The following is a 26,958-nucleotide window of genomic DNA, read 5'->3' on the forward strand; positions in this document are numbered from 1 at the left end:
CGGTATCGGCGCGCGTGTCCGCGCTTTAGACGTCCTTGACCGGTTCGATGCCCAGATCCCGGTAGCTGACCAGTGCGGCAAACGGCACCCCGCGCTTGGCGAAACGCTCGGTGGCGATGTCGCCGCGGTCGACCATCGGGATGACACCGGTGACGACCGCGCCGAGGGAGGTGACGCGTTCGTAGGCGATCTCGGTGGAGCCGCCGGTGCTGATCACGTCGTCGACGAGCAGCACGCGGGTGCCCGGTTCGATGCGGGTGCCCTCGATCCACTGCTCGCGGCCGCGGGCCTTCTGCTCCTTACGGACCGAGAACCAGGCCTTGCCCGTGACCATCGCGACGCCGTGCGCCAGCGGGTCGGCACCCATGGTCAGGCCGCCGACGGCGTCGAACTCGATACCGCGCAGCGCGGCGAGTTCCGCCACCGCCTTGCTGACGATCGTCAGGCTGACGCCATTGTCGACGGCGTACTTGCCGTCGATGTAGTCGTGGCTCAGCTGCCCGCTGGCCAGCCGGAACGGCTCCTCACGGCGCGCGTAACCGCGGGTGCGGATCAGGTCGAATGCGGCTTCCCAGTTCTCGGGGCGATCAGACATGGTGCGAATCCTAAACCTGACGGGACAGTCGAGCCAATTCGACTGTCGCGGAACGTAATTCATCGATGGACTGCAGCGGTTGCGGGTATCCGACCCGGGTGTAGGCCATGCCGCGGGCAGTGGTGACCCGCAAGTCCAGGCCGTAGCGGTCGGCGCCGGTGCAGGTCGCCGACTCGGTGTCGGGGTAGCCGCCCAGAGCCCGGGCCATGGCCGCGAGTGAGTCGGCATGGTCGGCGTTCAGGTGCGCGATGGCCCCGGCGGCCGACGGCGTCACCGGATCCGGCTGGGCCGCAGCGTAATCCGCGCCCGTGGTCGAGTCCATGCGGCCGTAGCCGCCGACCCACCGGACCCGGTCGACGTGCAGCACCCACAGGGCGAAGTCGGTGTAGTCGATGTAGTACTTCGCGGCCGGCACCGCCGCGACATGGGCGTCCCGGGCGGCGTCGCGTTCGGCGCCCTCCGGCCGCGCCACCCGGCCGGCCAGGGTCACCCGGCCACCGGCCAGCGGATCCTTGTCGGTACTGGCCGCGATGATCGAGATGCTGGCCCGCTGATCGCCGGCGAGGTTGCGGCCGTGCTCAGCAAGATTCGAGACGCACAGCACCGGCGAACCGCCGAGCAGTCCATACGTGACCATCGACGCCCATGGATCGCCGTCGGCCGTCAGGGTGGCCAGGGTTCCGGTGTTGGTCGACGCCGCGATGGTGCGGGCCTCCTCGGCGGCCGAGGGCCGGGTCGCGTTGACGATTTCGGCCAGCGGCGGCGGGATTGTCGGAGCATCACCTGGGTCGCCATGATCGCGTGTCGCCACGTTTGCACCCTACCCAGGCGCGGGTACGTTGGTTGACGATGGACGCCTCCAACGGTGGCGTGGAACATCCAAGCGCCGCAGACTTCGGACATGCGCGAGTCCTCCCCGAGGACCGCACCTGGTTCAAGCACGCGGTTTTCTATGAGGTGTTGGTCCGCGCCTTCTACGACTCAGACGCCGACGGCTCAGGTGACCTCCGAGGTCTCACCGAGCGACTCGACTACTTGAAATGGCTTGGTGTCGACTGTATTTGGTTGCCACCGTTCTACGACTCGCCGCTGCGTGACGGCGGCTACGACATCCGTGACTTCTACAAGGTGCTGCCGGAATTCGGCACCGTCGACGACTTCGTCGCGTTGCTGGATGCCGCGCACAAGCGCGGCATCCGCGTCATCACCGACCTGGTGATGAACCACACCTCGGATGCCCACGCCTGGTTCCAGGAATCCCGCCGCGACCCCTCCGGGCCCTACGGCGACTACTACGTCTGGAGCGACACCAGCGAGAAGTACCAGGACGCGCGCGTCATCTTCGTCGACACCGAGGAGTCCAACTGGACCTTCGACGCCGTGCGCAAGCAGTTCTACTGGCACCGCTTCTTCTCCCACCAGCCCGACCTGAACTACGAGAACCCCGCCGTGCAGGAAGCGATGATCGACGTGCTGCGCTTCTGGCTGGGGCTGGGCATCGACGGATTCCGGCTGGACGCGGTGCCGTACCTGTTCGAACGCGAAGGCACCAACTGCGAGAACCTGCCCGAGACGCATGCCTTCCTCAAGCGCTGCCGCAAGGTGATCGACGACGAATTCCCGGGCCGGGTGCTGCTGGCCGAGGCCAATCAGTGGCCGGCGGACGTCGTCGCCTACTTCGGTGATCCCGAGACCGGTGGCGACGAATGCCACATGGCGTTCCATTTCCCGCTGATGCCAAGGATTTTCATGGCAGTGCGCCGGGAGTCCCGGTTCCCGATCTCGGAGATCCTGGCCCAGACGCCACCGATCCCCGACCTCGCGCAGTGGGGCATCTTCCTCCGCAATCACGACGAGCTCACGTTGGAGATGGTCACCGACGAAGAGCGCGACTACATGTACTCCGAGTACGCCAAGGATCCGCGGATGAAGGCCAACGTCGGCATCCGCCGGCGTCTGGCCCCGCTGCTCGAGAACGACCGCAACCAGACCGAGCTGTTCACCGCGTTGCTGTTGTCGCTGCCCGGGTCCCCGGTGCTGTACTACGGCGACGAGATCGGGATGGGCGACATCATCTGGCTGGGTGACCGCGACGGCGTGCGCACCCCGATGCAGTGGTCGGCCGACCGCAACGCCGGGTTCTCCACCGCCAACCCCGGCCGGCTCTACGTCCCGCCGAGCCAGGACCCGGTGTACGGCTATCAGGCGGTGAACGTCGAAGCCCAGCGCGACACCACGAATTCCCTGCTCAACTGGACGCGCACCATGCTCGCGGTGCGGCGGCGGCACGACGCGTTCGCCGTCGGCTCGTTCCGGGAACTCGGTGGTTCCAATCCGTCGGCGCTCACCTATGTCCGCGAGCTAGACGGTGACACGGTGCTCTGCGTCAACAATCTGTCCCGTTTTCCCCAGCCGATCGAACTGAACCTGCAGCATTGGAACGGCTACACGCCGGTTGAACTGACCGGCCAGGTCGAATTCCCCCGCATCGGGGAACTGCCCTACCTGTTGACACTGCCCGGGCATGGTTTCTACTGGTTCTCGTTGCGTGCGCCCGTCGGTGAGGAGCCGTGATGGATCCACAGTTGACCGAATACCTGACCCAGCAGCGCTGGTACGCCGGCCGCAACCGCGAGCTGGCCGATGCCGAACCGGCATTGGTGGTGGCGCTGCGCGACGACATCGACCTGGTGCTGCTCGACGTCAGCTACGACGACGGCCCCGGCGAGCGGTACCAGCTGGTGCTGCGCCAAGGCGACGGCGAGGTCGGTGACGCGCTGGGTGACCCGGAAGTCGCGAACCTGCTGCTGCGCCTGATCGCCGATTCGGCGACGGTCGGTCCGGTCTCATTCGCCGCGGAGCCCGACGCCGAGTTGCCCGCGGGCGAGACGGCGCGCGTGATGGGCGCCGAACAGAGCAACACCAGCGTCGTGTTCGACGAAGCCGCCATCCTCAAGCTGTTCCGCCGCGTGACGTCCGGCGTGAATCCCGACATCGAGCTCACCCGGGTTCTGGGCCAGGCCGGCAGCCCGCATGTGGCGCCGCTGCTGGGGACGATGTCGCTGGACGGCGGACCGGAGACGGCGCTGGGCATGCTGGCCCGCTTCGCCGACAACGCCGCCGAGGGCTGGGACATGGCCGTCGCCAGCACCCGGGATCTGTACGCCGAGGGTGACCTGTACGCCAACGAGGTGGGTGGTGACTTCGCCGGTGAGTCGGAGCGGCTGGGCCAGTCCGTCGCCGCGGTGCACGCCACGCTGGCCGCCGAACTCGGCACCGCCACGGCGCTGTTTCCCGTCGAGACCATGCTGGAGCGGCTCGCGGCGGTGACCGCGTCGGTGCCGCAGGTCCGCGAGTACGCCGCGGCCATCGAGAGTCGCTACCGCGCGCTGGAGGGACAGCCGATCACGGTGCAACGAATCCACGGCGACCTGCATCTGGGCCAGGTGCTGCGCACCCCCGAGACCTGGCTGCTGATCGACTTCGAAGGCGAACCGGGGCAGTCTCTGGATCAGCGCCGCGCCCCCGACTCGCCGCTGCGGGACGTCGCGGGGATGCTGCGGTCCTACCAGTACGCGGCGTTCCAGCGGCTGACGGAGGGCGGCGGCAACGAACAGCGCCGCAAGCAGCTCGCGGCCCGCGCCCGCGAATGGGCCGACCGCAACCGGGCGGCGTTCTGCGCTGGCTATGCCGAGGGCGGCGGCACCGAACCCGATGCGGAACTGCTGGCCGCCTACGAACTCGACAAGGCGGTCTACGAAGCGGGGTACGAGGCCCGGCACCGGCCGCACTGGCTGGACCTGCCGCTGGGCGCCATCGCGAACATCGTCAGCGGTTAGGTCATTGCCTTGACGGCGGCCTGAGCCGGCTTCGGGGTCCAGTCGGAGCGGTAGACGCCGATGGATTCCTCGGGGTTCGAGCTGCCGGTGACGCGGTCGCGCGTGGTGTAGATGTACGACGGACCGGCGTAGGGCAGCGTGCGCCACTTGGCCAGGAAGTCGCGAATGTAGTCGGCCTGGGTGGCCTCGTCGACGGCCGAGTTGGGCTCGCCGTACTCGGTGGCCCAGATCTTCTTGCCGCCGTCACCGTTGGCCGCCATGGCCTGATGGATGCCGTCGGTCTGGCTCAGCGGTGAGTTGGGCACTCCGGCGCCGGCCGAGAACTTCAGGTTGTAGTGGTACGGGTGGAACGACAGCGCGTCGAACGAACCGGCCGCTCCGGCGGCGTACATGCGCTGGATGAAGGTCACGGGGTCCAGGGTCAGCGAGCCGAACGACACGACCGCGCCGACCACACCGCCGATGACGACGGCGCCACGATCGGCGGCCTTGATCTTCGGGTACGACGCCTTGAGCATGTCGGCGTAGACGGCGGGCTCCGGGCCCTGCGGGCCGGACGTCCAGGACATCACGGCGTTGGGCTCGTTCCAGATCTCATAGGCGTCCACGCGGCCCCGGTAATGCGCGGCCACCGCGCCGGCGAAATCGCCGTACACCGCGGCCGAGGCCGGCGGGCTGCTGATCGGGATGGCGCCCGGCGCCACGGCCCAGGCCGGCGTCGCGACGATGGCGCCGACGACCGACATGTGGCGGGCATTGGCCGCACCGACGACGGTGTCGACCTGGCCCCAGTTGAAGCTGCCCTGGGTGCCCTCGATGCCGGCCCACGGAATGATGATGCGGACGGTGCGCACACCGGTCGCCGACATCAGGTCGAAGGTGTGGTTGATGTCGTCGGCGTTCATACCGTAGACGTCGGAATCGGCGAAGCCGACGCTGCTGGCCGACTGGCTGATGCCCGTCGGGATGAACGGAATGGTGGCCGGGGAATTGGCCAGGGTTTCGGTGGCGGCGGCGGAAACTGCCGCGACGGTGAAGACTGCTGCAGCGATCTTGAGGGCGTTGCGCAACGTTCGTTCCAATCTTGTGGCCGTGATCTGCCGATTGGCTCGAACCTAACAGCAATTCAGGCGGAAGCAGGCAGGACCGAGCGATACAGCGCGGGGTCGACGATCATGTCCACGCGGCCGAACCGGGCGCGGCTCAGGGCCAGCACCTGGTCGAGCTGGCTGCGATCGTGAGTGTCGGCCGCGAGCGCGTAGACACGGTCGGCGGGGTAGCCGTGGGTGATGCGGACCAGTGGGCCGGCCTGCCGTGCCGTCACCACGACGCGGTGTCCGTCGGCCAGCAGGCTGTGGGCGGTGGCGAGGCCGGCTTCGGTGCCGGCATCCAGGACGACCGCGACGATGCTGTGCTTCATGAGACGAGTCAACGCCCGCCGCCTAGGCGTGAGATGAGAGCCGATTAGGTAGCCGAACAGCGTTTGTCAGCGGACCAAACGGCGCAGCAGGGCCGACGCTGCGACGATGCCGAGCACTGCCGTGACCGCGAGAACCGCGACATCGAGCAGGGTGTTGCCCGGCGTGCCGAGCAGCAGCGAACGCAGCGCGTTCACCTCGTACGACAGCGGGTTCACGGTGGACAGCGCGTGCAGCCAACCCGGCATGATGTCCACCGGATACAGCGCGTTCGAGGCGAAGAACAGCGGCATGGTGATGGCCTGGCCGATGCCCATCAGCCGGTCGCGGTTGCGGACCAGCCCAGCCAAAGTCATTGACAGACAAGAGAAGAACGCTGATCCGAGCATCACCACCGCCATGGCGGCCAGGATGTGCAGCGGGTTGAAGCTGAGATGGATGCCCATCAGCAGCGCGATCACCAGAACCCCGATCACCTGGGCGATCGATCGGACTCCCGCCGCGAACGCCTTGCCGGTGATCAGTGCCGACGCCGGCGACGGCGTCACCATCAGCTTGGCCAGGATGCCGGCGTCGCGGTCCCAGACGATCTGGATGCCGTAGAAGATCGAGATGAACAACGCCGACTGGGCGATGATCCCCGGCGCCAGGAACGACAGATAGGGCACGTTGCCGGTGTTGATGACGTGCAGCCGCGAGAAGGTCTGGCCGAAGATCAGCAGCCACAGCGCGGGCTGAACCGTGCGGGTGACCAACTCGGTGCGGTCGTGCCGCAGCTTCTGCAATTCGACCAAGGCGAAGGCGCCCATGCGGCGGGCGAGTCCACCGATGCGCCTGGCGCCGCGCGGTGCGGCGACGAGTTCGACGTCAACTGACACGACGGGCAGTCCTCCTTCCGGCGCGGATTTCCTTGAGGGTCTGGCGGTCGTCGTCCCCCGACAGGTCGGACCCGGCGTAGTGCCGGAAGACGTCCTCGAGGGTGCCGGCCGGGCCGAGCGTCGCCTTCAGATCGGTGGGCGACCCGACGGCCTGCAGGACGCCGTGGTGCATCAGGGCAACGCGGTCGCACAACGCGTCGGCTTCCTCCATGTAGTGCGTGGTGAGCAGGACCGTCATGCCGAACTCCTGCTGCATGTGCGCCACTTGGGCCCAGACACTGTCGCGCGCAATGGGATCCAGGCCGACGGTGGGTTCGTCGAGGATCAACAGTGAGGGCCGGTTCACGAGGGCTTGGGCCAGCTCGAGTCGCCGGACCATGCCGCCCGAGAACGTCTTCGCGGGCCGGTCGGCGACATCGAGCAGCTGCATGGCGCGCAGCGCATCGTCGACCCTGTCCCGGCGGTCGCGGCGCGGCACGTCGTACAGCCGCGCGAACAGGTCGACGTTCTGGCGTCCGGTGAGGGCGGATTCGATCGAGAGTTGTTGCGGCACATAGCCGAGGTTCTGGCGGATATCCATGGTGCGGCGGTCGGCGTCGAGCCCGAAGATGCGGATCTGCCCGTGCTGCACCGGCGTCAGGGTGGTGAGCAGCCGTACCAGGGTGGTCTTGCCCGCGCCGTTGGGGCCGAGCAGTCCCATGGTTTCGCCCACGCCGACGGTGAGGCTGAGGTCATCGACCGCGGTGAGATCGCCGTAGCGGTGCGTGACGTGGTCGCATTCGACGGCGGGAGTACTCATGGCTGGCCCTCCTGGAGCATTCGGGTCATCTCGGCCAGGACCGCCAAACCCTTTGTCAGATTGTCGATTTGCTCGGTGCTGAGTTGCTTCAGGACGACATCGAGGGCGGCCCGGCGGGCGGCCCTGGTCTCGTCCGCCAGCTGCTGGGCGGGTGCGGTCAGCCGGAGCCGGCCGATGCGGCGGTCGTCGGGGTCGACGCTGCGGACGAGGAGGTTGTCCGCAGCCAGCTTGGAGACCAGGGTCGACGCGGTGTTGGCGGCCAGGCCCAGTTCCTGTGCGGCTTCCCGAACCGAGATGCCGGGCTGCCGGCCGACGAGTCTGAGCAGTTCGGCTTGCGATTGGGTTACGCCCGCGAAGCTCCCGCCGGCGGTCCGGCGCAGTTGCCGGCGAAACCTGCCGACGGTGTGGAACAGGCCGGTGGTGAGGTCGGAGCTGAGGGCGGTGTCGGCGGGCACGTCCTCATAATAGCTCTGTTGCAGAGGTATTGCAGAACCGTGGTTTACTCGGGCGGTGTTCCCTGAATACCGCACACTGCTGACCGCGTTCGACGGTGGTGTGGTGACGCTGACGCTGAACCGGCCGGAGCGGCGCAACGCTTTTGGTGACGGCATGCGTGAGGAACTCGCCGACGCGTACAGCCGCTGCAACGCGGCCGACGACGTGCGGGCCATCGTGCTGACCGGCGCGCCGCCGGCGTTCTGCGCCGGGGCCGACCTGGCCGCGGGCGACCAGACGTTCGCCGCGCCCGGCCCCGAGTTCAGTGCGGCGGGCATCCCGGTCCCGGCGTGGTCGTTGAGCAAGCCGGTGATCGCGGCGGTCAACGGACATGCGATCGGGCTGGGCCTCACCTTGGCGCTGCAGTGCGATATCCGGATCTTCGCCGCCGACGCGCGTTACGGCGTCGTGCAGGTGCGCCGCGGCGTGGTGGGGGACGCCTACTCGCACTGGGCGTTGCCCCGGCTGGTCGGCATCGCCCGGGCCGCGGAAATCCTCTTGACCGGAACAACTTTCGACGGCCACCGAGCGGCGGAACTCGGCATCGCCGGCCGGGTGCTGCCCGCTGACGAGGTGCTGCCCGCCGCGCTGGCGGTGGCCCATGACATCGCGGACAACACCGCGCCGATGTCGGTGGCGGCCAGCAAGCGGCTGCTCTGGGAGTCCTTCGAGCTGTCGCGCGACGAGGTGGGGCAGCGGGAGACCGAGATCCACCGCGCGGTGATGGCGCATGACGACGCCAAGGAGGGGGTGCGGGCGCTGCAGGCCGGGCGCCTGCCGCGGTGAACGGGCCGTCCGGTGGACCCGACTGTCTAGACCACCGTGACGCCGGAATCTCGCAGGGCGGCAACGGCATTCGCGATGCCGTCGGCCGACACCCCGGCCGTGTAGTCGAGCAGGACGCGGGTGCGGAACCCGGCTTCGGCGGCGTCGGCTGCCGTCGCCTTGACGCAGTAGTCGGTGGCGATGCCGACCACGTCGACCTCGTCGACCCCGCGGGCGCGCAGCCAGTCCGCCAGCGCGGTGCCGGCGTCGACCTCGCCTTCGAACCCGCTGTATGCGGCGGAATACGGTCCTTTGCGGAACACCGCCTCGACCGTGGACACGTCGAGCTCGGGATGGAACTGCGCGCCCGGTGTGCCCGCGACGCAGTGCGGCGGCCATGAGGTCAGGAAGTCGGGTTGGTCGGAGAAATGCGCACCCGGGTCGATGTGGTGGTCGGCCGTGGCGACGACATGGTCGTACTCGCGGCGGGCCAGCAGGCCGGTGATCGCGCGAGCCACTTCGCCACCGCCGGAGACCGCAAGGGATCCCCCTTCGCAGAAGTCGTTCTGCACGTCGACGACGATCAACGCCCGCATGTGTCCACGGTAGACCGCTTGCTGCGCTTCGCTGGTTGCCGTAGCGTCCGGACACGTGTCTGAACAGGCGCTTGAGCCCACCCGGCGCCGGTTGACGGCCAAACAGGCCGATACGGTCGACCGGCTGAGCCGTGCCGCGCTCGACCTGTTGCGCCGCGAAGGCTTCGCGGGGCTGACGGTCCGCCGGGTCGCGGCCGACGCCGGTGTCGGCGCGGCGACGGCCTATACCTACTTCTCGTCGAAGGAACACCTGGTCGCCGAGGTGTTCTGGCGCCGGCTGGCGTCGTCACCGCCCGCGGCGCACGACTCCGACGATCCTGCCACTCGGGTGACCGAGGTGCTGCGGCACATCGCGCTGTTGGTGATCGACGAGCCGGAGTTCGCCGGGGCCGTGACCAACGCGCTGCTGGGCCGCGACCCGGATGTCGAGGTGCTGCGGCAGCGCATCGCCGGGGACATTCGCTCGCGATTGGCCGCGGCACTCGGCCCGGACGTGGACAACGACGTCATCGAGTCGCTGGAGATGCTGTATTCGGGCGCGCTGGTCCGGGCCGGCATGGGGTTCACGTCGTACGACGAGATTGCCGGGCGGCTGGAGAAGTCAGCCCGGCTGATGCTGCGCTGACGATCGGGTGCCCAGCATCGCGAGCGCGGCGGTGACTGCCGGCTCGGTGAGCTCCGCGACGTCGCGGCCGTCCTCGACGAGCAGTGCCGTGAGTTCACGGAGGCCGCCCAGCAGGATCAGGGCCACCGGCCGGCTGATCGGGGCGATGCCGGCGCGCTCGAATCCCGAACCGCTCGTGAGATCGACGACCATGTCGGTCAGATGCTCCATGGCCAGGCGATTGAGCGGCAGCGCGGCGTCACCGAGCGCCGGGGCCTCCCGGATCCAGCTCAGGGTGATCGCGGGCCGGGAAGCGATGTGCGCGACGTACGCGTCGACCGCGTTGCGCACCTGCTGCTCCCAGTCGCCGTCGGGATCGATCGCGGCGCGGATCCGGGCGATGAGGTCCTCGTTGTTGGCGCGCAGCAGCTCGACGAAGCACTCTTCCTTGCTCGCGAACTGGTCGTAGAACGTGCGCTTCGAGGTCTTGGCGTTCCGGACGATGTCGGCGACGGTGGTGTCGCGGTAGCCCCGGGTCTCCAGCGAGGTGGCCAGCCCGTCGAGCAGCCGCCCGCGGAACGGCTGCGCCGCGTTGACCTCGCCGTCTGCCATCGCTCTCCCAAAACCCTTGTCACCTCTGGTACCAGCCGGTACCGTACCGGATAACGACGCGGTACACCGTGGTACCGCGTAATCAGTGGCTTGGAGCGTGCCATGACCGAAACCGTCACCGCTGAACTCACCGAGCGTGCGCCGGCGATCCACCTGCCACCGGCGACCGGAGTGCCCAAGTTTCTCCAAGGGGTGGCGTTCGCGACCAACCGGCGGAAGTTCGTCAACCGGATGGTGCCGCGACTGGGCCCGGTATTCACCTGTGACGCACCGGTTTTCGGCCGTGCGGTCATGGTGACCGACCCGCAGCTGGCCAAACAGCTGTTCGCGGCCAACCCCGCCGATGTCGGCAACATCCAGCCGAACCTGTCGCGCGTCCTCGGCAGCGGATCGGTGTTCGCGCTCGACGGTTCCGAGCACCGGCTGCGCCGTAAGCTGCTGACCCCGCCGTTCCACGGCAAGAGCATCAAGAACTACGAGCGCATCTTCGAGGAGGAGACGCTGCGCGCGGCGGCGTCCTGGCCGGAGGGGAAGTCGTTCCCCACGCTCGAGCCGATGATGCACATCACCCTCAACGCCATCCTGCGCGCGGTGTTCGGCGCAGACGGTCACCACCTCGACGAACTGCGGCGCATCATCCCGCCGTGGGTCACCCTGGGATCGCGGCTGGCGGTACTGCCCATGCCGCCGCGCACCTACGGCCGCTTCACACCGTGGGGCCGGCTCGCCGAATACCGGCGACGGTACGACGAGGTGGTCGGCCGGCTGATCGACGCGGTCGCCGCCGACCCTCAGCTCGAGAGCCGTGACGACGTCCTGGCATTGCTGCTGCGCAGCACCTACGAGGACGGAACGGCGATGTCCCGCAGCGACATCGCCGACGAACTGCTGACGCTGCTGGCGGCCGGCCACGAAACCACCGCGGCCACCATGGCGTGGGTGTTCGAGCGGATCTCCCGGCACCCCGAGGTGCTGCGGCGCCTGGAAGACGAGGTGGCAGCCGGTGAGACCGACGAGTACCGCCTGGCGACCATCCTGGAGGTGCAGCGCATCCGCACCATCATCGACTTCGCCGGCCGGCATGTGTACGCGCCGACCTTCCAGCTCGGGGAATGGGTCATCCCGCGGGGCTTCTCGGTCATCGTCGCCATCGACCACATGCACGAGGACGCAAAGGAATTCGCGGATCCGGAGCGGTTCGACCCCGCGCGGTTCCTCGGGCGCCGGCCCCCGCTGGCCTTCCTGCCGTTCGGTGGCGGTACCCGGCGCTGCGTCGGGGCGGTGTTCGCCCAGGTCGAGATGGACGTCGTGCTACGGACGGTGTTGCGGCACTTCGCCATTCAGGTCACCAGCGCGCCGGGCGAGAAGGTCTTCTCCCGCGGCGTGGCCTACACGCCGAAAGATGGCGGTCGCGTGACCTTACGCAGGCGCGTCACCCCGCTGTAGGTTCGTGCTGTGACCGAACGGATTACGCAGTACCGCAATGACGGACTGACCTTCGATGTGGTTGACTCCGGCCCCATCGACGGCGACGTCGTGGTGTTGTTGCACGGCTTCCCGCAGACCGCCGAGTCCTGGGCCGCCGTGGCGGAGCTGTTGCACGCCAATGGTTTCCGCACCTTGGTGCCCAACCAGCGCGGCTATTCACCCGGTGCCCGGCCGAAGGGCCGGCGCCAGTACACGATTCCCAAGTTGACCGATGACGTCGCCGCGCTGATCGACCTGGTCGGCGGGCCGGTGCACGTGGCCGGGCACGACTGGGGCGCCGCGATCGCCTGGGCGCTGACGGCGACGAAACCCGAGTTGGTGCGCACCCTGACCGCGGTGTCGGTGCCCCACACCGGTGCCTTCCTGAAGGCGATGGCCGTCGGGACGCAGGCGCTGCACTCGTACTACATGCTGATCTTCCAACTCCCTTGGCTCGGTGAACGATTCGCGCAGCTGGCGATGCCGCGCAGCGGCATGACCGCCGATGCGCTGGCCGTCACCCAGGCCGAGGTGTTCGACAGCGGGGCGCTGACTCCCGCGCTCAACTGGTACCGCGCCATGCCGTTCGTCAACCCGAAGTCGGCGTTCACGCCGGTGGTCCGGCCCACCACCTACATCTGGAGCGACGGCGACATCGCGCTCGGCCGCAAGGGCGCCCTGCTCACCGAGCAGTTCGTCCATGCGCCGTACAAGTTCGAGATCGTCGAGGGCGCCAACCACTGGTTGCCGGATCAGCATCCCGAACTGGTCGCCCGGCTGATCGCCGAGCGCGCCGGGACTTAGTGATTTGTGCACGATTTTCCGCGGCTGGCGCGGAAAATCGTGCACAAATCACGCTCGTTTGGGCAGTTTCCAGCCCGGCCGCGGGAAGTGGCACGTGTAGCCGTTGGGGATGCGTTCCAGGTAGTCCTGGTGCTCGGGCTCGGCCTCCCAGAACGGCACGGCCGGCGTCACCTCGGTGACCACCTTGCCGGGCCACAGACCCGAGGCGTCGACGTCGGCGATGGTGTCTTCGGCGATGCGCTTCTGCTCGTCGTCGGTGTAGAAGATGGCCGAGCGGTAGCTGGTGCCGACGTCATTGCCCTGCCGGTTGACGGTCGACGGGTCGTGGATCTGGAAGAAGAACTCCAGGAGCGCGCGGAAGTCGGTCTGGCTGGGGTCGTAGATGATCTCGACGGCCTCGGCGTGGCCGGGGTGGTTGCGGTAGGTCGGGTGATCGTTCGATCCGCCGGTGTAGCCGACGCGCGTGGTCAGCACGCCCGGTTGCTTGCGGATCAGGTCCTGCATCCCCCAGAAGCAGCCGCCCGCCAGGATCGCGGTCGCAGTGTCGGTCATGTACGCCTCCTCGCTTTGACTCCAGGGAACCAAAGTCCCGGCGACTGCGCAAGTGCTCGACAAACGTCGCTAGAACGTGTTCTAGTTTTCCTGTGACGGGCAACACCTTCAGTCGCGAGGAACTCATCGCGGCATTCGACGTCTTCGAGCAGACCGTGGACCGCGCCGCCCAGACGCGCGACTGGGATCCGTGGACCGACCACTACACCGAGGACGTGCTGTACATCGAGCACGCCATGGGCACCATGCACGGGCGCGAGGAAGTGCGGCCCTGGATCTGGAACACCATGGAGAACTTCCCGGGCAGCTACATGACGTCGTTCCCGTCGCTGTGGAAGGTCTATGACGAGGCCACTGGCCGCGTCATCTGCGAACTCGACAACCCCATGCGCGATCCGGGAGACGGCACCATCATCGGCGCCACCAACATCTCGATCATGACATACGCGGGCGACGGCCTGTGGAGCAAGCAGGAAGACATCTACAACCCCATGAAGTTCCTCGAGACCACCATGGCGTGGTGCAAGAAGGCCGAAGCGCTGGGCACGTTGCCCGAGGTGGCCGAAGAGTGGATGCGCAAGGTCGGTGGCAGGGGACGCCGGTGACCGCCCTCGTCATCGGGGCCAACGGCTACCTCGGCTCGCACGTCACCCGGCAGCTCGTGGCGGCCGGGGAAGACGTGCGGGTCATGGTGCGGGCCGGCGCCAACACCATCGGAATCGACGACCTCGACGTGACCCGCTACGAGGGCGACATCTGGGACAACGACACCCTGCGCGCCGCGATGACCGGCGCTGACGTCGTCTACTACTGCGTGGTCGACACCCGCGGCTGGCTCCGGGACCCGTCGCCGTTGTTCCGCACCAACGTCGAGGGCACCCGCAACGTGCTGGATATCGCGGTGGAGCCCGAAATCGCCTCGGGCCTCAAGAAATTCGTCTTCACCAGCAGCTACGCCACGGTGGGACGCAAGCGCGGCTTCGTGTCCACCGAGGACGACATCGCCGACGAGCGCACCCTGCCGCCGTACGTGCGGTCGCGCGTGCAGGCCGAGAAACTGGTGCTGGAATACGCCCGCGAGCGAGGATTGCCAGCGGTCGCGATGTGCGTGTCCACCACGTACGGCGGAACCGACTGGGGCCGTACGCCGCACGGCGCCATCATCGCCGGTGCCGCGTTCGGAAAGTTGCCGTTCGTGATGAGCGGCATCGAACTGGAGGCGGTCGACGTCAACGACGCCGCCCGCGCCCTGATCCTGTCGGCCGACAAGGGCCGGCCCGGTGAGCGATACCTGATCTCCGACAAGATGATCAGCAATGCCGAGGTGGCGCGGATCGCCGCGGCGGAGGCGGGGGTGCCGGCGCCGGCCAGGTCGCTGCCGCTGCCGGTGACCTACGCGCTCGCCACGATGGGCACCGTCAAAGGCCGGATCAAAGGCACCGACGAGCACATGTCGCTGGCGTCGCTGCGGCTGATGCGCGCCGAGGCGCCCGTCGACTGCAGCAAGGCCAGGGCCGAATTGGGTTGGGAGCCAAGGCCGGTCGAGGACGCGGTGCGGGAGGCGGCGCGGTTCTGGGTGGGGCTGCGTAAGGCTCGTCAGGCCCAGAAGTCCGCCGGCTGAACAACGCGCCGTACGGCGTTAAGTCGTGGCGCGGCAGTGGCGGTCACGGCTAGCGTCGAAACCATGACGGACAGATTGCAGGTGGACCTGACCGGGGCGCCGCAGACGATGCTTGCCACGCTGTACGGCAAGGCGCTCGACGCCGACCTACCGAATTCGGTCCTGCACGACACCTATGCCCGGGATGTCGTCGCGCGCATCGACTACGACTGGTCGCAGACCACGGTCACGGCCGCCAGGTCGCCGGGCATCACCCTGCGGTCGGCCTATTTCGACAAGACGGCCCGGCAGTTCCTGGCCGTGCATCCGAAAGCCGTTGTGCTGCACCTGGGTTGCGGCCTGGACAGCCGGTACTACCGGCTGGACCCCGGGCCCGGCGTCGACTGGTACGACATCGACTACCCGGAGGTCACCGATCTGCGGCGCCGACTCTACCCGCCCCGCGAGCACTGCCACATCGTGTCCGCATCGGTGACGGACCCGGCCTGGCTCGCCGACATCCCGGCCGACCGCCCGGTGCTGATGCTCGCCGAGGGTCTCACCATGTATCTCAGCGAGGCCGACGGCCAGGCCCTGTTCCGTCGCATCGTGGCGCATTTCCCAAGCGGGGAACTGCAATTCGATGCCTTCAGTCGGCTGGGCGTGAAACTGCAGTGGACGAACTCCGTGGTGCGCCGTTCGGGCGCGACGTTGAAGTGGGCCATGGACGGCCCGGATGACGTCCTGTCGACGGTGCCGGGACTGCGGCTGCTGTCGTGGGAGTCCGCCCTGGGCCCTGACGGCTACGACCGGCTGCCGACGGGGTTGCGAGTGATGGCGGCCGTCATGCGCGCGGTACCCGGTATGCGTCAGATGTCGCAGTACCACCGGTATTCGTGGGGCTGACGGGGCGACTTCGCGGTCTCAGCGTGCGGCAGGTGGATGCTCGGGCAGGTTGTAGGCGAACGACTTCTGCTGCCGCCGCTTCATCTTGTCAAGGCACGCTTGGTGTTTCCGCGCGTGGTAGGCCAGCGGAAAGTAGGTGAGCCGATCGGGCAGGACGCGGTAGGCCGCGCGGACCACGGCATAGGTGCGCTGAAGTTGACGCTCCTCGGCGTCGCTCCAGGTGACCCCGAGCTTCGCCCGCAGCCGTGGTTCGAGGAGACCCACCACCGACAGGTAGTTGAACCGCAGCGCGGGACGGAGCGCGCGACGAACCAACGGGTGCAACAGCTTCGGCACGGATGGTGGCAGCGCGACGTTGCCGGTCCGCATCTCCTCGATCAACTGCAGCGCCTGCGGCGTGCCTTCCAGCTTGTCGATCATGGCCTCGTAGTAGTCGGCCATCTCGGCGCGCGTCGTCGGGTAGCCGGTCATCGGCACGTGCAGCAGGCGGGCGAGCCGACGGTTGTCGCGCAGCAGCTCGTCCTTCTCGGCGTCGGTGAAGTCGCGTCCGATCAGCAGCTTGCCCCCGCCTTCGGCGTTGACGATGTAGCCGGTGGCGATGACCCACTGATAGGCCTCGGGATTGAGCGCGCTGATCTGTTTTCCGGTCTCGGCGCTCTTCATCGTGATCGGCTGGTGCAGGGCGCGCACCCGGTTGCCTTCGGCGACGGCCTCGGTGCCGCCGTAGGTCCAGCGCAGCACCGAGTCGACGCTGCGGATTGCCCGCCCACCCGGATCTCCGTGGAACGCTGCCGAATAGCGGCCGGTGATCTCAGCGATGACAGGGTGCATCGCCTGCATCATGAACGCCGCTCCGTCGACGATCAGGAAGGTCCACCGGCCGGTGTGCTCACCCGTCAGCGAGTCGAGCGGAACCAGTTCGACGGCGGATTCTCCGGCTTCTTCGGCGGTCGGGATCGAGACATCCGATGTGGCGGTCATTCAGCGCACCTCCTGCCGTGTGAGGCGACGGTAATCTGACCTAAAGGTCGCATTCAAGTCGCATTCGGACTCAAGGACTGAGATGGAAAGTCGCATGTCAGGCCAGCGGAAGCTGCCACAGCAGGAACGTTCTCGTGAGATGGTCGCAAAAATTATTGCGACTGCCGTGAAGATGCTGAAGAAGACGGACCCCGACCAGATCACCACCAACGCCATCGCCGCACGGGCCGGCGTCAGCAAGGGCTCCATCTACCAGTACTTCGCCAACAAGGAAGAGCTCATCCACGCCGCGATCGAGCAGCTCGCCGCCGAGCAGGCGCCGCTGATCGAGGACATGCTCCGCTCCGTCACCTTGGAGCAGCCGCAGGACGCCATGCAGGCGTCGATCGACATCCTGATCGACTTCACGATCGCCAACCGGAAGTTGATCCGTTACGTCGCCGACCGGCCGGACTATGCACGCACACTGGAGAACGCCTCAGGCCTGAACGCGACGCTGCTGGCGATGACAACCCTGCACATGGCGCATTACCGGGACCAGTACCGCCACGAGCTGAGCCCGCGAGCGTTGGCGTGGCTGTTCTTCAACATGGCCGTGGCCACCACGACGCGGTACATCGAAAGCGACGACCCGATCCAACTCGACGAGCTCCGCTGCGGTTTGAAGTTCGCCTCGGCCGGGTTGCTGGTGGGCCGACCCGGCTAGGCACCCGCCGTCCCGATACGTCCTACGCGGCTTCGGCGCGGGCCTTCAGCCGCTCGAGCGTCAACCGGATGTTCTCGGCGTTCGCCGCATCGCGGTCGGCGACACCGGTGAGCGATGCGGCGAACAACTTCAGCAGACCCGGCCGGTTGTCCCAGGTCGACTCGGCGACGCGGCAGCCGCCCGCCGTCTCGGTGATGTCGTAGCGCCAGTGCGCGATGGGCACGATCGAGGACTTCACGGCGAAGCCGAACGTCCGACCCGGCTCGGCCTCGGTGACGGTGCAGCTCGTGGTCCACGTCTTCGAGCCGTTGCGGTTGTGTCCCTTGAACACCGAACCCGGTACCGCTGACGAACCCTTCTGCCATTCCATGGTGTGTGCCTCCTCGGCGAGCGAGGCCAGGGTGGGCAGATCGGTCAGCAACGCGTAGACAGCCGACGGGCTGGCAGCGATCTCGATGGCAGCGGTGACGGAGGCGGGTCCCTGTGCGGTCATGGGGCTGATCGTAGACAGACCGTCCGGGGTAGGGCAAGCGGTAATTGTCGCTGGCGCAACAAGAATGCGCGATCTTTGCGGGTAACCGTTTGGGGGTATGCCGGCGATATACCGCGTGACGGCACCTTCCAACGAAGGAGTTGGGTTGATATGAGCAAAAAGACATTTGTGGCAGCTACCGCACTCACCACCGGTGTGAGCGCGGCGATTATGGGATTGGGAGTCAATATCGCGCAGGCGAAGCCTGCACCATGCCCGCCGATGCAGGTATGCAATGGTCCGGGTAACGGGCACGGTCCGGGTGGCGGCGGTCCGCCCGGGAACCCGGGTGGTCCACCTGGAAATCCGGGCGGTCCGCCCGGAAACCCGGGTGGTCCCGGTGGCGGGCCCGGCGGGCCACCGCCCGGCAACCCGGGCGATCACGATGACTGGCATCCGGGTGACCAGGGCAACTGGCACCCCAGGCCGGGCGACCCGGGGCCGGGTGACTGGCACTGGCGTGGCGGCCCGCCGCCGTGGGGTCATGGCCCGGGCCCGTGGGGCTGGGGACCACCGCCGAGGCCGAACATCATCTGGGTGGCGCCGCCGCCGTGGGCCCCGCCGCCTCCACCGTTCGACTACTGGGGCTACACCGTGTACCCGGTGTGGGACCCGGGTTTCATGGCGTGGGGTTTCTGGTTCTTCGGCATCTGGATTGCGCTGTAATCCGTCAGTAGTTGCCGTCTGATGGCTGGGCCTGTCATTGGTGACAGGCCCAGCGTCATGTCGGGAATCGGTGCCGCCGAGAAAGGTGTTGCAATGAGCATGACCGAGCGTCCCGTGCTACAGCCCAGTGCGGCTCACCCCATCACGATCAAGCCGACCGCCGGACGTGTCACCGTCACGGTCGACGGCCGCGTGGTCGCGGACACCACCGATGCACTCACCCTGCAGGAGTCGAATTATCCAGCGGTGCAATACATTCCGCTCGCCGACATCGACCGGTCGGCGCTGACCCGCAGCACGGCCACCAGCTACTGCCCGTACAAGGGTGATGCCGGCTACTACCACGTCGCCGGCGTCGAGGACGTCATCTGGACCTACGAACAGCCCTACCCGGCGGTCGCGGAGATCGCCGGCCGGGTGGCGTTCTATCCGGACAAGGCCGACATCGTGGTGCAGCCCGCCTAACCTGAATCAGTGCCCACCGCCAGCCTGACCCTGGACGGCCCGGCCGGCCTCGGGCTGACGTTGTCGCCGCTGCGCCGTGGCGGGACCGACCCGACTTTCCGGACCGTCGACGGCGTCATCTGGCGCACCAGCCTGATGCGCACCGGCGGGGTGACAGCACGGCTCAGCTCGCGGCAGCTGAACACCGTCGACTGCGAGGTGTGGGGCGACGGCGCCGCCGAATTTCTGGACCGGCTGCCCGGGCTGGTCGGCGCCGAGGACGACGCGACAGGGTTCGCGCCGGCCGAACCGATCATTGCCGAAGCCTGGCGGCGGGTTCCGCATCTCCGGTTGTGCCGCACCGGGCGCGTGTTGGAGGTGCTGATCCCGGCGATCCTCGAACAACGGGTGCAAGGCCGGGATGCGTGGAATTCGTTCCGCATGCTGACCATGCGGTATGGCGCGCCCGCACCCGGCCCGGCGCCGGCCGGGATGCGACTGCCGCCGACGGCCGAGGCGTGGCGCCGCATCCCGTCCTGGGAATTTCACCGGGCCAACGTGGACCCCGGCCGGGCCCGCACCCTGGTCGGTTGCGCGCAGCGGGCCGATGCGCTGGAGCGGTTGACGGCCGAGACCGCGACGACGGCGCTGATGTCGTTGCCGGGAGTCGGGCTGTGGACGGCCGCCGAGACGGTGCAGAAGGCGTTCGGCGACGCCGACGCCCTCTCGGTCGGCGACTATCACCTGGCGAAGATGGTCGGCTGGACCCTGCTGGGCCACCCGATCGACGACGCCGCGATGGTCGAACTTCTCGAACCGCTCCGGCCGCACCGTCATCGGGCGGTCCGGCTGCTGGAGGTCAGTGGACTCGCGCGCAATCCGAGATTCGGTGCGCGCCAGGCGATTCCGAGTCTGAAGAAGATCTAGTCCCGATCCGGCTCCGGGGCGGTGCCGAACAACAGTGGGTTCGGTCGGATTGGCGGCAAAAACCGCGGCGCCGCAGCCGCCGAGGGCCAGCCAGAAGGTACCGACGGCCTCCGCTGCCAGCTTGTGTGTCATCGTGGGAGCACTCATTTGGTCAAACCCTCCAATTCCAATCGAAAAAGCCGGGTCAGCAAACAGCATTTCGAGCGTCCCACCGATGCGTGCCGCAGCCGGCGGTCGTTGCTGAACAGCCGCCCAAAGGTGACCGGAGGTTGCCCGGTGCCCGGGTCGCGAATCTAAGAATCTGAGCAATCTTTACAGCAAATAAACTTTTGGTAACAGCCTGCGGAAATGTGATATATAGCAAACCAAACTCGGGTGTGGTGACCGGTGGTGCGGGTGGGTCCGGTTGGGGTGCGGCCGGAATTGATTGGCGAAAATGCAAGGGCTCCAATAAAATTGGCGCTACCGACCGGTAGCTTTCGAGTGTTGTCGACCACAGTCGCAGCAACCTCGTTAGGCCTGCCTAAGTTGGCATGTCAGGCCGGGTTTGTCATATCGTTTTGTCTCAATCGAGGCGAGCGGGACGGCCCGTCGTTCAGTGCTGCACGCTGGCATACCGTCGCTCAGTCCGCTGGCGCCGCTAAAAGCGGCGGTCAAGCGATGCTTCGTAAAGAAGATGGTGAAGGGTTAGGTGGGAATGGCGCCGCAGCACGGCGGACCCAGCAAGGTCGGGCTGTACAACCCCGCGCATGAGCACGACGCCTGTGGCGTCGCCATGGTCGCGGACATTCACGGACGTCGGAGCCGCGACATCGTCGACAAGGCGATCACGGCACTGCTGAACCTGGAGCACCGCGGTGCTGCGGGTGCCGAGCCGAACACCGGCGACGGCGCAGGCATCCTGCTGCAGGTACCCGACGAGTTCCTCCGCGCCGTGTGCGCGGAGGAAGGCTTCGAGCTGCCCGCCGAGGGCAGCTACGCCACGGGCATCGCCTTCCTGCCGCAGTCGGCCCGCGACGCCAAGCTGGCGTGCGAGGCCGTCGAGAAGATCGTCGAAGCCGAGGGCCTGCAGGTCCTGGGCTGGCGCGACGTGCCGTTCGACGAGTCGTCGCTGGGCGCCCTGGCGCGCGACGCCATGCCGACCCTGCGTCAGATCTTCATCGCCGGCGCTGACGACATGCAGCTCGAGCGCCGCGCCTACGTGATCCGCAAGCGGGCCGAACATGAGCTGGGCACCAAGGGCCCGGGTCAGGACGGCCCCGGTCGCGAGACGGTGTACTTCCCGAGCCTGTCCGGCAAGACCATCGTCTACAAGGGCATGCTCACCACCCCGCAGCTCAAGGCGTTCTACCTGGACCTGCAGGACGAGCGGATGAAGAGCGCGCTCGGCATCGTGCACTCGCGGTTCTCGACCAACACGTTCCCGTCGTGGCCGCTGGCGCACCCGTTCCGGCGGGTCGCGCACAACGGTGAGATCAACACCGTCAACGGCAACGAGAACTGGATGCGGGCCCGTGAGGCGCTCATCCACACCGACGTGTTCGGGTTCCACAACGACCTGAACAAGATTTTCCCGGTCTGTACGCCGGGCGCCTCGGACACCGCACGGTTCGACGAGGCGCTCGAACTCCTGCACCTGGGTGGACGTCCGCTGCACCACGCCGTGCTGATGATGATCCCCGAGGCGTGGGAACGCAGCGAGACCATGGACCCCGCCCGCCGGGCGTTCTACCAGTACCACGCGTCGCTCATGGAGCCGTGGGACGGCCCGGCGTCGGTGTGCTTCACCGACGGCACCATCGTCGGCGCGGTCCTGGACCGCAACGGTCTGCGTCCGTCGCGCATCTGGGTCACCGATGACGGCCTGGTCGTCATGGCCTCCGAGGCCGGCGTCCTGGATCTGGACCCGTCGACCGTCGTCAAGAAGATGCGCCTGCAGCCCGGCCGCATGTTCCTCGTGGACATGGCCGAGGGCCGGATCGTCGACGACGAGGAGATCAAGGACAAGCTGGCGGCCGAGCACCCCTACCAGGAGTGGCTCGACAACGGCCTGTTCCACATCGACGACCTGCCCCCGGGCGACTACGTCAAGATGCCGCACCACCGCGTGGTGCTGCGTCAGCAGGCGTTCGGCTACACCAACGAAGAGGTCACCCAGCTGATCGTGCCCATGGCACGCACCGGCGCCGAGGCGCTGGGCTCCATGGGCACCGACACCCCGATCGCTGTGCTGTCGCAGCGGCCGCGGATGCTCTACTGCTACTTCCAGCAGCTGTTCGCACAGGTCACCAACCCGCCGCTGGACGCCATCCGCGAAGAGGTCGTCACCAGCCTCTCGGGCGTCATCGGCCCCGAGGGCGACCTGCTGAACCCGGACGAGAACTCGTGCCGGCAGATCGTCGTTCCGCAGCCGATCCTGCGCAACGGCGACCTGTCCAAGCTGATCTGCGTCGACCCCGACCACGAGATCCGGGGCCGCAAGCACGGCATGCGTGCCGCGGTCATCAGCTGCCTGTACCCCGTCGCCGACGGCGGCGAGGGTCTGCGCCGCGCCCTGGAGGACGTGCGCACCAAGGTGTCGCAGGCCATCCGCAACGGTGCCCGCATCATCGTGCTGTCGGACCGCGAGTCCAACGAATGGCTCGCGCCGATCCCGTCGCTGCTGTCGACGGCGGCCGTCCACCACCACCTGGTCCGGGAACGCACCCGTACCCAGGTCGGCCTGGTGGTCGAATCCGGTGACGCCCGCGAGGTGCACCACATGGCCATGCTGGTGGGTGTCGGCGCCGCCGCCATCAACCCGTACATGGCCTTCGAGACCGTCGAGGACATGGTCGACCGCGGTGTCATCACCGGTCTGACCAGCGACCAGGCCAAGGCCAACTACGTCAAGGCCGCCGGCAAGGGTGTGCTGAAGGTGATGTCCAAGATGGGCATCTCGACGCTGGCCTCCTACACCGGTGCCCAGCTGTTCCAGGCCGTCGGCATCAGCCAGCGCGTGCTCGACGAGTACTTCACCGGCATCTCCTGTCCGACCGGTGGTATCGACCTCGACGACATCGCGGCCGACGTCGCGGCACGGCACAGCCTCGCCTACCTCGACCGGCCCGACGAGTGGGCGCACCGCGAGCTCGAGGTCGGCGGCGAGTACCAGTGGCGCCGTGAGGGCGAGTACCACCTGTTCAACCCGGACACGGTGTTCAAGCTGCAGCACTCCACCCGCACCGGGCAGTACTCGGTGTTCAAGGAGTACACCAAGCTGGTCGACGACCAGAGCGAGCGCATGGCCTCCCTGCGTGGCCTGTTCACCTTCAAAGACGGTGTGCGCGAACCGATCTCGATCGACGAGGTCGAGCCTGCCAGCGAGATCGTCAAGCGGTTCTCGACCGGCGCGATGAGCTACGGCTCCATCTCGGCCGAGGCCCACGAGACGCTGGCCATCGCCATGAACCGCCTCGGCGGACGGTCGAACTCGGGTGAGGGCGGCGAGAACGTCGAGCGCTTCGACCGGGATGCCAACGGTGACTGGCGACGCAGCGCCATCAAGCAGGTCGCGTCGGCCCGCTTCGGTGTCACGTCGCACTACCTGACGAACTGCACCGACATCCAGATCAAGATGGCCCAGGGCGCCAAGCCCGGTGAGGGCGGTCAGCTTCCGGGGCACAAGGTGTACCCGTGGGTGGCCGAGGTACGGCACTCGACCCCGGGTGTCGGCCTCATCTCGCCGCCGCCGCACCACGACATCTACTCGATCGAGGATCTGGCGCAGCTGATCCACGACCTGAAGAACGCCAACCCCGAGGCCCGCATCCACGTGAAGCTGGTGTCCGAAAATGGTGTGGGAACGGTGGCAGCCGGGGTGTCCAAGGCGCACGCCGACGTGGTGCTCATCTCCGGGCACGACGGTGGTACCGGTGCCACCCCGCTGACCTCGCAGAAGCACGCGGGTGCCCCGTGGGAGCTGGGCCTGGCCGAGACGCAGCAGACCCTGCTGCTGAACGGTCTGCGTGACCGCATCGTCGTGCAGGTGGACGGTCAGCTCAAGACGGGCCGCGACGTCGTCGTCGCCGCGCTGCTGGGTGCCGAGGAATTCGGTTTCGCCACCGCACCGCTGGTGGTCTCGGGCTGCATCATGATGCGCGTCTGCCACCTCGACACCTGCCCCGTGGGTGTGGCCACCCAGAACCCGGTGCTGCGCGAACGGTTCACCGGCAAGCCGGAATTCGTGGAGAACTTCTTCCTGTTCATCGCAGAAGAGGTCCGCGAGCTCATGGCGCAGCTGGGTTTCCGCACCATCAACGAGATGGTCGGCCAGGTCGGCGCGCTGGACACCAGCAAGGCCGTCGCCCACTGGCGGGCGCAGAAGCTGGACCTGACCCCGGTGCTGTACGAGCCGGAGTCGGCCTTCATGAAGCAGGATCTGTACTGCACGTCGGGCCAGGACCACGGTCTGGACAAGGCGCTCGACCAGCAGCTGATCGCCGAGTGCCGGGACGCCATCGAGTCCAAGGTGCCGGTGAGCCTCGCCATGAAGATCACCAACGTGAACCGCACCGTCGGCACCATGCTGGGCCACGAGGTCACCAAGGTTCACGGCGGCCAGGGTCTGCCGGACGGCACCATCGACATCACGTTCGACGGCTCGGCGGGCAACAGCTTCGGCGCGTTCCTGCCCAAGGGCATCACCCTCCGGGTGAACGGCGACGCCAACGACTATGTCGGCAAGGGCCTTTCGGGCGGACGCATCGTGGTGCGCCCGTCGAAGAACGCGCCGGCCGGCTACGTCGCCGAGGAGAACATCATCGGCGGCAACGTGATCCTGTTCGGCGCCACCAGCGGCCAGGCCTTCCTGCGCGGTGTGGTGGGCGAGCGGTTCGCGGTGCGTAACTCGGGCGCCGTGGCGGTCGTCGAGGGCGTGGGCGACCACGGCTGCGAGTACATGACCGGTGGCAAGGTGGTCATCCTCGGCGAGACCGGCCGTAACTTCGCCGCCGGTATGTCCGGCGGTATGGCCTTCGTCTACGACCCGAAGGGCGCCCTGCCGGGCAACATCAACGGCGAGATGGTCGATCTCGATGCGCTGGACGCCACCGACGAACTGTGGCTGCACGAGATCATCACCGCCCATGTCGATGGCACCGAATCGGCTGTGGGACAGCGGATTCTGGCCGATTGGCAGAATCAGAAGGAGCAGTTCATCAAGGTGATGCCTCGCGACTACAAGCGGGTGCTGGAGGCGATCGCCGGGGCCGAGGCCGCCGGCGAGGACGTCAGCGAAGCGATCATGGCGGCCGCTCGTGGCTGATCCGAACGGCTTCCTCAAGCACACCCACCGTCAGACCCCGACCCGCCGGCCGGTCGACCTGCGCCTCAAGGACTGGAAAGAGGTCTACGAGGAGTTCTCCAAGGAGACCCTGCAGGTCCAGGCCTCGCGCTGCATGGACTGCGGTATCCCGTTCTGCCACAACGGTTGTCCGCTCGGGAACCTGATCCCCGAGTGGAACGACCTGGTGTACCGGGACCGCTGGCGCGACGGCATCGAGCGTCTGCACGCCACCAACAACTTCCCGGAGTTCACCGGGCGGCTGTGCCCGGCGCCGTGCGAGGCGTCGTGCGTCCTCGGCATCAACCAGGACCCGGTGACCATCAAGCAGGTCGAGGTCGAGCTGATCGACAACGCCTTCGATCAGGGCTGGGTCAAACCGATGATCCCGGACGTGAAGACCGGCAAGAAGGTCGCCGTCGTCGGTTCCGGACCCGCCGGCCTGGCCGCTGCCCAGCAGCTCACCCGCGCCGGCCACGACGTGACCGTCCTCGAGCGGGCCGACCGCATCGGTGGTCTGCTGCGTTACGGTATCCCGGAATTCAAGATGGAGAAGCGGCACATCGACCGTCGTCTCGAGCAGATGGCGGCCGAGGGCACGCAGTTCCGCACCGGCGTCAACGTCGGCGTCGACATCACCGTCGAGCAGCTGCAGGACGACTTCGATGCGGTGGTCCTGGCCGGTGGCGCGACCGCATGGCGTGACCTGCCGATCCCCGGGCGCGAGCTCGAGGGCATCCACCAGGCCATGGAGTACCTGCCGTGGGGCAACCGCGTGCAGCTCGGTGACGACGTCCTCGGACCCGACGGCCAGCCGCCGATCACGGCCAAGGGCAAGAAGGTCGTCATCATCGGTGGTGGTGACACCGGCGCCGACTGCCTGGGCACCGCCCACCGGCAGGGTGCCGAGAGCATCCACCAGTTCGAGATCATGCCGCGTCCGCCGGAGGAGCGCGCCGAGTCGACCCCGTGGCCGACCTACCCGCTGATGTTCCGGGTGTCGTCGGCACACGAAGAGGGCGGCGAGCGCGTCTTCTCGGTCAACACCGAGGAGTTCCTGGGCACAGACGGCAAGGTCTCGGCACTGAAGGTGCATGAGGTCGTCATGAAGGCCGGCAAGTTCGAGAAGGTCGAGGGTTCGGACTTCGAACTCGCCGCCGACATCGTCTTCCTGGCCATGGGCTTCGTCGGCCCGGAGCGTGAAGGCCTGCTGACCGAGCTGGGCGTCGAGCTGACCGACCGCGGAAACGTGGCTCGGGACAACGACTTCCAGACCACCGTGCCCGGCGTCTTCGTCGCCGGTGACATGGGCCGCGGTCAGTCGCTCATCGTGTGGGCCATCGCCGAGGGCCGCGCCGCGGCTGCCGGCGTGGACCGGTTCCTGATGGGTGAGTCGGCACTGCCGAAGCCGATCAAGCCGACGGCTGCGCCGCAGCGGTAGTTTTGTCA

Annotated in this window: 27 protein-coding genes and 1 pseudogene; 15 read left to right on the forward strand and 13 right to left on the reverse strand. The window is 67.6% G+C overall.

The features are described from left to right. Nucleotides 1-25: 25 nt before the first annotated feature. Together G6N46_RS19205 and G6N46_RS19210 are read right to left on the reverse strand one after the other, a co-directional pair. Nucleotides 26-595 (reverse strand): orotate phosphoribosyltransferase, encoded by a 570-nt coding sequence (locus tag G6N46_RS19205; protein ID WP_138251158.1) that lies wholly within the window; start codon nucleotides 593-595, stop codon nucleotides 26-28. A gap of 10 nt (nucleotides 596-605) precedes the next feature. Then, entirely contained in the window at nucleotides 606-1,406 is an 801-nt protein-coding gene (locus G6N46_RS19210; protein WP_138251157.1) for a HugZ family pyridoxamine 5'-phosphate oxidase, read from the reverse strand. Between the two features lie 38 nt (nucleotides 1,407-1,444). Between G6N46_RS19210 and treS the strand changes: the two genes are divergently transcribed. Then, nucleotides 1,445-3,169, forward strand: a complete 1,725-nt coding sequence (gene treS / locus G6N46_RS19215) for a maltose alpha-D-glucosyltransferase (protein ID WP_138251156.1) — start codon at nucleotides 1,445-1,447, stop codon at nucleotides 3,167-3,169. Continuing rightward, nucleotides 3,169-4,434: a maltokinase N-terminal cap-like domain-containing protein gene (locus G6N46_RS19220; RefSeq protein WP_138251155.1), complete on the forward strand. Its 1,266-nt coding sequence runs from the start codon at nucleotides 3,169-3,171 to the stop codon at nucleotides 4,432-4,434. The genes treS and G6N46_RS19220 overlap by 1 nt, the downstream gene beginning before the upstream one ends. Here G6N46_RS19220 and G6N46_RS19225 read toward each other — a convergent pair. The 5 genes from G6N46_RS19225 to G6N46_RS19245 all read right to left on the reverse strand — a co-directional run bounded on the left by G6N46_RS19225 (nucleotide 4,431) and on the right by G6N46_RS19245 (nucleotide 7,984). Then, nucleotides 4,431-5,516 (reverse strand): cellulase family glycosylhydrolase, encoded by a 1,086-nt coding sequence (locus G6N46_RS19225; protein WP_133426225.1) that lies wholly within the window; start codon nucleotides 5,514-5,516, stop codon nucleotides 4,431-4,433. The genes G6N46_RS19220 and G6N46_RS19225 overlap by 4 nt on opposite strands. A 44-nt stretch (nucleotides 5,517-5,560) precedes the next feature. Continuing rightward, a complete protein-coding gene (locus G6N46_RS19230) occupies nucleotides 5,561-5,854 on the reverse strand; it encodes an SDR family NAD(P)-dependent oxidoreductase (RefSeq protein ID WP_061002284.1) in 294 nt (97 codons plus the stop codon). Between the two features lie 66 nt (nucleotides 5,855-5,920). After that, complete coding sequence (locus G6N46_RS19235; RefSeq protein ID WP_163693189.1) at nucleotides 5,921-6,661, reverse strand: ABC transporter permease; 741 nt, start codon at nucleotides 6,659-6,661, stop codon at nucleotides 5,921-5,923. 58 nt (nucleotides 6,662-6,719) lie between these two features. After that, complete coding sequence (locus tag G6N46_RS19240; RefSeq protein ID WP_061002278.1) at nucleotides 6,720-7,529, reverse strand: ATP-binding cassette domain-containing protein; 810 nt, start codon at nucleotides 7,527-7,529, stop codon at nucleotides 6,720-6,722. Beyond that, nucleotides 7,526-7,984: a MarR family winged helix-turn-helix transcriptional regulator gene (locus tag G6N46_RS19245; RefSeq protein WP_061002276.1), complete on the reverse strand. Its 459-nt coding sequence runs from the start codon at nucleotides 7,982-7,984 to the stop codon at nucleotides 7,526-7,528. Before G6N46_RS19245 ends, G6N46_RS19240 begins: the two co-directional genes overlap by 4 nt. Nucleotides 7,985-8,039: 55 nt before the next feature. Between G6N46_RS19245 and G6N46_RS19250 the strand changes: the two genes are divergently transcribed. Next, entirely contained in the window at nucleotides 8,040-8,810 is a 771-nt protein-coding gene (locus tag G6N46_RS19250) for an enoyl-CoA hydratase/isomerase family protein (protein ID WP_138251154.1), read from the forward strand. Nucleotides 8,811-8,836: 26 nt separating this feature from the next. On the opposite strand, the gene G6N46_RS19255 is transcribed toward G6N46_RS19250, so the two are convergent. Next, on the reverse strand, nucleotides 8,837-9,385 hold the full coding sequence (locus G6N46_RS19255) for a nicotinamidase (protein WP_138251153.1): 549 nt from the start codon (nucleotides 9,383-9,385) through the stop codon (nucleotides 8,837-8,839). A 55-nt stretch (nucleotides 9,386-9,440) separates the two neighbouring features. Between G6N46_RS19255 and G6N46_RS19260 the strand changes: the two genes are divergently transcribed. Continuing rightward, nucleotides 9,441-10,010, forward strand: a complete 570-nt coding sequence (locus G6N46_RS19260; RefSeq protein ID WP_133426221.1) for a TetR/AcrR family transcriptional regulator — start codon at nucleotides 9,441-9,443, stop codon at nucleotides 10,008-10,010. Here G6N46_RS19260 and G6N46_RS19265 read toward each other — a convergent pair. Beyond that, nucleotides 9,987-10,601 carry a TetR/AcrR family transcriptional regulator gene (locus G6N46_RS19265; RefSeq protein WP_138251152.1) on the reverse strand — a complete coding sequence of 205 codons (615 nt, stop codon included), beginning with the start codon at nucleotides 10,599-10,601 and terminating at the stop codon, nucleotides 9,987-9,989. The genes G6N46_RS19260 and G6N46_RS19265 overlap by 24 nt on opposite strands. 102 nt (nucleotides 10,602-10,703) lie before the next feature. Here G6N46_RS19265 and G6N46_RS19270 point away from each other — a divergent pair, with 102 nt between their 5' ends. Together G6N46_RS19270 and G6N46_RS19275 are read left to right on the forward strand one after the other, a co-directional pair. After that, a complete protein-coding gene (locus G6N46_RS19270) occupies nucleotides 10,704-12,047 on the forward strand; it encodes a cytochrome P450 (RefSeq protein WP_138251151.1) in 1,344 nt (447 codons plus the stop codon). A 9-nt stretch (nucleotides 12,048-12,056) separates the two neighbouring features. Further along, the gene (locus tag G6N46_RS19275) at nucleotides 12,057-12,872 is read left to right on the forward strand and encodes an alpha/beta fold hydrolase (protein ID WP_138251150.1); all 816 of its coding nucleotides are present in this window, start codon (nucleotides 12,057-12,059) and stop codon (nucleotides 12,870-12,872) included. Nucleotides 12,873-12,920: 48 nt separating this feature from the next. Here the strand turns inward: G6N46_RS19275 and msrA are convergent, their stop codons facing one another. Continuing rightward, nucleotides 12,921-13,424 (reverse strand): peptide-methionine (S)-S-oxide reductase MsrA, encoded by a 504-nt coding sequence (gene msrA / locus G6N46_RS19280; protein ID WP_061002255.1) that lies wholly within the window; start codon nucleotides 13,422-13,424, stop codon nucleotides 12,921-12,923. A gap of 92 nt (nucleotides 13,425-13,516) precedes the next feature. Between msrA and G6N46_RS19285 the strand changes: the two genes are divergently transcribed. The 3 genes from G6N46_RS19285 to G6N46_RS19295 all read left to right on the forward strand — a co-directional run bounded on the left by G6N46_RS19285 (nucleotide 13,517) and on the right by G6N46_RS19295 (nucleotide 15,930). After that, nucleotides 13,517-14,029 (forward strand): nuclear transport factor 2 family protein, encoded by a 513-nt coding sequence (locus tag G6N46_RS19285; protein ID WP_061002251.1) that lies wholly within the window; start codon nucleotides 13,517-13,519, stop codon nucleotides 14,027-14,029. After that, a complete protein-coding gene (locus tag G6N46_RS19290) occupies nucleotides 14,026-15,045 on the forward strand; it encodes an NAD-dependent epimerase/dehydratase family protein (RefSeq protein WP_138251149.1) in 1,020 nt (339 codons plus the stop codon). Before G6N46_RS19285 ends, G6N46_RS19290 begins: the two co-directional genes overlap by 4 nt. Nucleotides 15,046-15,108: 63 nt before the next feature. Next, nucleotides 15,109-15,930: a class I SAM-dependent methyltransferase gene (locus G6N46_RS19295; RefSeq protein WP_138251148.1), complete on the forward strand. Its 822-nt coding sequence runs from the start codon at nucleotides 15,109-15,111 to the stop codon at nucleotides 15,928-15,930. An 18-nt stretch (nucleotides 15,931-15,948) separates the two neighbouring features. Here the strand turns inward: G6N46_RS19295 and G6N46_RS19300 are convergent, their stop codons facing one another. Further along, nucleotides 15,949-16,911, reverse strand: coding sequence for an oxygenase MpaB family protein (locus G6N46_RS19300; RefSeq protein ID WP_138251147.1), 963 nt, complete (start codon nucleotides 16,909-16,911; stop codon nucleotides 15,949-15,951). 139 nt (nucleotides 16,912-17,050) lie between these two features. Between G6N46_RS19300 and G6N46_RS19305 the strand changes: the two genes are divergently transcribed. Continuing rightward, entirely contained in the window at nucleotides 17,051-17,617 is a 567-nt protein-coding gene (locus G6N46_RS19305) for a TetR/AcrR family transcriptional regulator (RefSeq protein ID WP_138251146.1), read from the forward strand. Between the two features lie 22 nt (nucleotides 17,618-17,639). On the opposite strand, the gene G6N46_RS19310 is transcribed toward G6N46_RS19305, so the two are convergent. Next, nucleotides 17,640-18,110, reverse strand: a complete 471-nt coding sequence (locus G6N46_RS19310; RefSeq protein ID WP_138251145.1) for an SRPBCC family protein — start codon at nucleotides 18,108-18,110, stop codon at nucleotides 17,640-17,642. A 261-nt stretch (nucleotides 18,111-18,371) separates the two neighbouring features. Here G6N46_RS19310 and G6N46_RS19315 point away from each other — a divergent pair, with 261 nt between their 5' ends. The 3 genes from G6N46_RS19315 to G6N46_RS19325 all read left to right on the forward strand — a co-directional run bounded on the left by G6N46_RS19315 (nucleotide 18,372) and on the right by G6N46_RS19325 (nucleotide 20,186). Beyond that, complete coding sequence (locus G6N46_RS19315; protein ID WP_138251144.1) at nucleotides 18,372-18,815, forward strand: chitin-binding protein; 444 nt, start codon at nucleotides 18,372-18,374, stop codon at nucleotides 18,813-18,815. Nucleotides 18,816-18,914: 99 nt separating this feature from the next. Continuing rightward, nucleotides 18,915-19,280 carry a DUF427 domain-containing protein gene (locus G6N46_RS19320; RefSeq protein ID WP_138251200.1) on the forward strand — a complete coding sequence of 122 codons (366 nt, stop codon included), beginning with the start codon at nucleotides 18,915-18,917 and terminating at the stop codon, nucleotides 19,278-19,280. Nucleotides 19,281-19,289: 9 nt separating this feature from the next. Then, a complete protein-coding gene (locus G6N46_RS19325) occupies nucleotides 19,290-20,186 on the forward strand; it encodes a DNA-3-methyladenine glycosylase family protein (protein ID WP_138251143.1) in 897 nt (298 codons plus the stop codon). 51 nt (nucleotides 20,187-20,237) lie between these two features. Here G6N46_RS19325 and G6N46_RS28760 read toward each other — a convergent pair. Beyond that, nucleotides 20,238-20,333: pseudogene (locus G6N46_RS28760) on the reverse strand (aquaporin Z); the annotation flags it as partial. A 550-nt stretch (nucleotides 20,334-20,883) separates the two neighbouring features. On the opposite strand from G6N46_RS28760, the gene gltB reads away from it, so the two are divergent. After that, nucleotides 20,884-25,491: a glutamate synthase large subunit gene (gltB, locus tag G6N46_RS19330; RefSeq protein ID WP_138251142.1), complete on the forward strand. Its 4,608-nt coding sequence runs from the start codon at nucleotides 20,884-20,886 to the stop codon at nucleotides 25,489-25,491. Then, nucleotides 25,484-26,950: a glutamate synthase subunit beta gene (locus G6N46_RS19335; RefSeq protein WP_135355606.1), complete on the forward strand. Its 1,467-nt coding sequence runs from the start codon at nucleotides 25,484-25,486 to the stop codon at nucleotides 26,948-26,950. The genes gltB and G6N46_RS19335 overlap by 8 nt, the downstream gene beginning before the upstream one ends. The last annotated feature ends 8 nt before the right edge of the window (nucleotides 26,951-26,958 follow it).

The organism is Mycolicibacterium phocaicum, assembly GCF_010731115.1.
In the GTDB taxonomy this organism is placed as follows: domain Bacteria; phylum Actinomycetota; class Actinomycetes; order Mycobacteriales; family Mycobacteriaceae; genus Mycobacterium; species Mycobacterium phocaicum.

Coding starts and splice junctions, on each gene's coding strand:
- G6N46_RS19205 (WP_138251158.1), bottom strand. CDS start 595: ATGTCTGATCGCCCCGAGAACTGGGAAGCCGCATTCGACCTGATCCGC.
- treS (WP_138251156.1), top strand. CDS start 1,445: ATGGACGCCTCCAACGGTGGCGTGGAACATCCAAGCGCCGCAGACTTC.
- G6N46_RS19220 (WP_138251155.1), top strand. CDS start 3,169: ATGGATCCACAGTTGACCGAATACCTGACCCAGCAGCGCTGGTACGCC.
- G6N46_RS19230 (WP_061002284.1), bottom strand. CDS start 5,854: ATGAAGCACAGCATCGTCGCGGTCGTCCTGGATGCCGGCACCGAAGCC.
- G6N46_RS19235 (WP_163693189.1), bottom strand. CDS start 6,661: ATGGGCGCCTTCGCCTTGGTCGAATTGCAGAAGCTGCGGCACGACCGC.
- G6N46_RS19240 (WP_061002278.1), bottom strand. CDS start 7,529: ATGAGTACTCCCGCCGTCGAATGCGACCACGTCACGCACCGCTACGGC.
- G6N46_RS19255 (WP_138251153.1), bottom strand. CDS start 9,385: ATGCGGGCGTTGATCGTCGTCGACGTGCAGAACGACTTCTGCGAAGGG.
- G6N46_RS19265 (WP_138251152.1), bottom strand. CDS start 10,601: ATGGCAGACGGCGAGGTCAACGCGGCGCAGCCGTTCCGCGGGCGGCTG.
- G6N46_RS19270 (WP_138251151.1), top strand. CDS start 10,704: ATGACCGAAACCGTCACCGCTGAACTCACCGAGCGTGCGCCGGCGATC.
- msrA (WP_061002255.1), bottom strand. CDS start 13,424: ATGACCGACACTGCGACCGCGATCCTGGCGGGCGGCTGCTTCTGGGGG.
- G6N46_RS19295 (WP_138251148.1), top strand. CDS start 15,109: ATGACGGACAGATTGCAGGTGGACCTGACCGGGGCGCCGCAGACGATG.
- G6N46_RS19300 (WP_138251147.1), bottom strand. CDS start 16,911: ATGACCGCCACATCGGATGTCTCGATCCCGACCGCCGAAGAAGCCGGA.
- G6N46_RS19305 (WP_138251146.1), top strand. CDS start 17,051: ATGGTCGCAAAAATTATTGCGACTGCCGTGAAGATGCTGAAGAAGACG.
- G6N46_RS19310 (WP_138251145.1), bottom strand. CDS start 18,110: ATGACCGCACAGGGACCCGCCTCCGTCACCGCTGCCATCGAGATCGCT.
- G6N46_RS19315 (WP_138251144.1), top strand. CDS start 18,372: ATGCAGGTATGCAATGGTCCGGGTAACGGGCACGGTCCGGGTGGCGGC.
- G6N46_RS19320 (WP_138251200.1), top strand. CDS start 18,915: ATGACCGAGCGTCCCGTGCTACAGCCCAGTGCGGCTCACCCCATCACG.
- gltB (WP_138251142.1), top strand. CDS start 20,884: ATGGCGCCGCAGCACGGCGGACCCAGCAAGGTCGGGCTGTACAACCCC.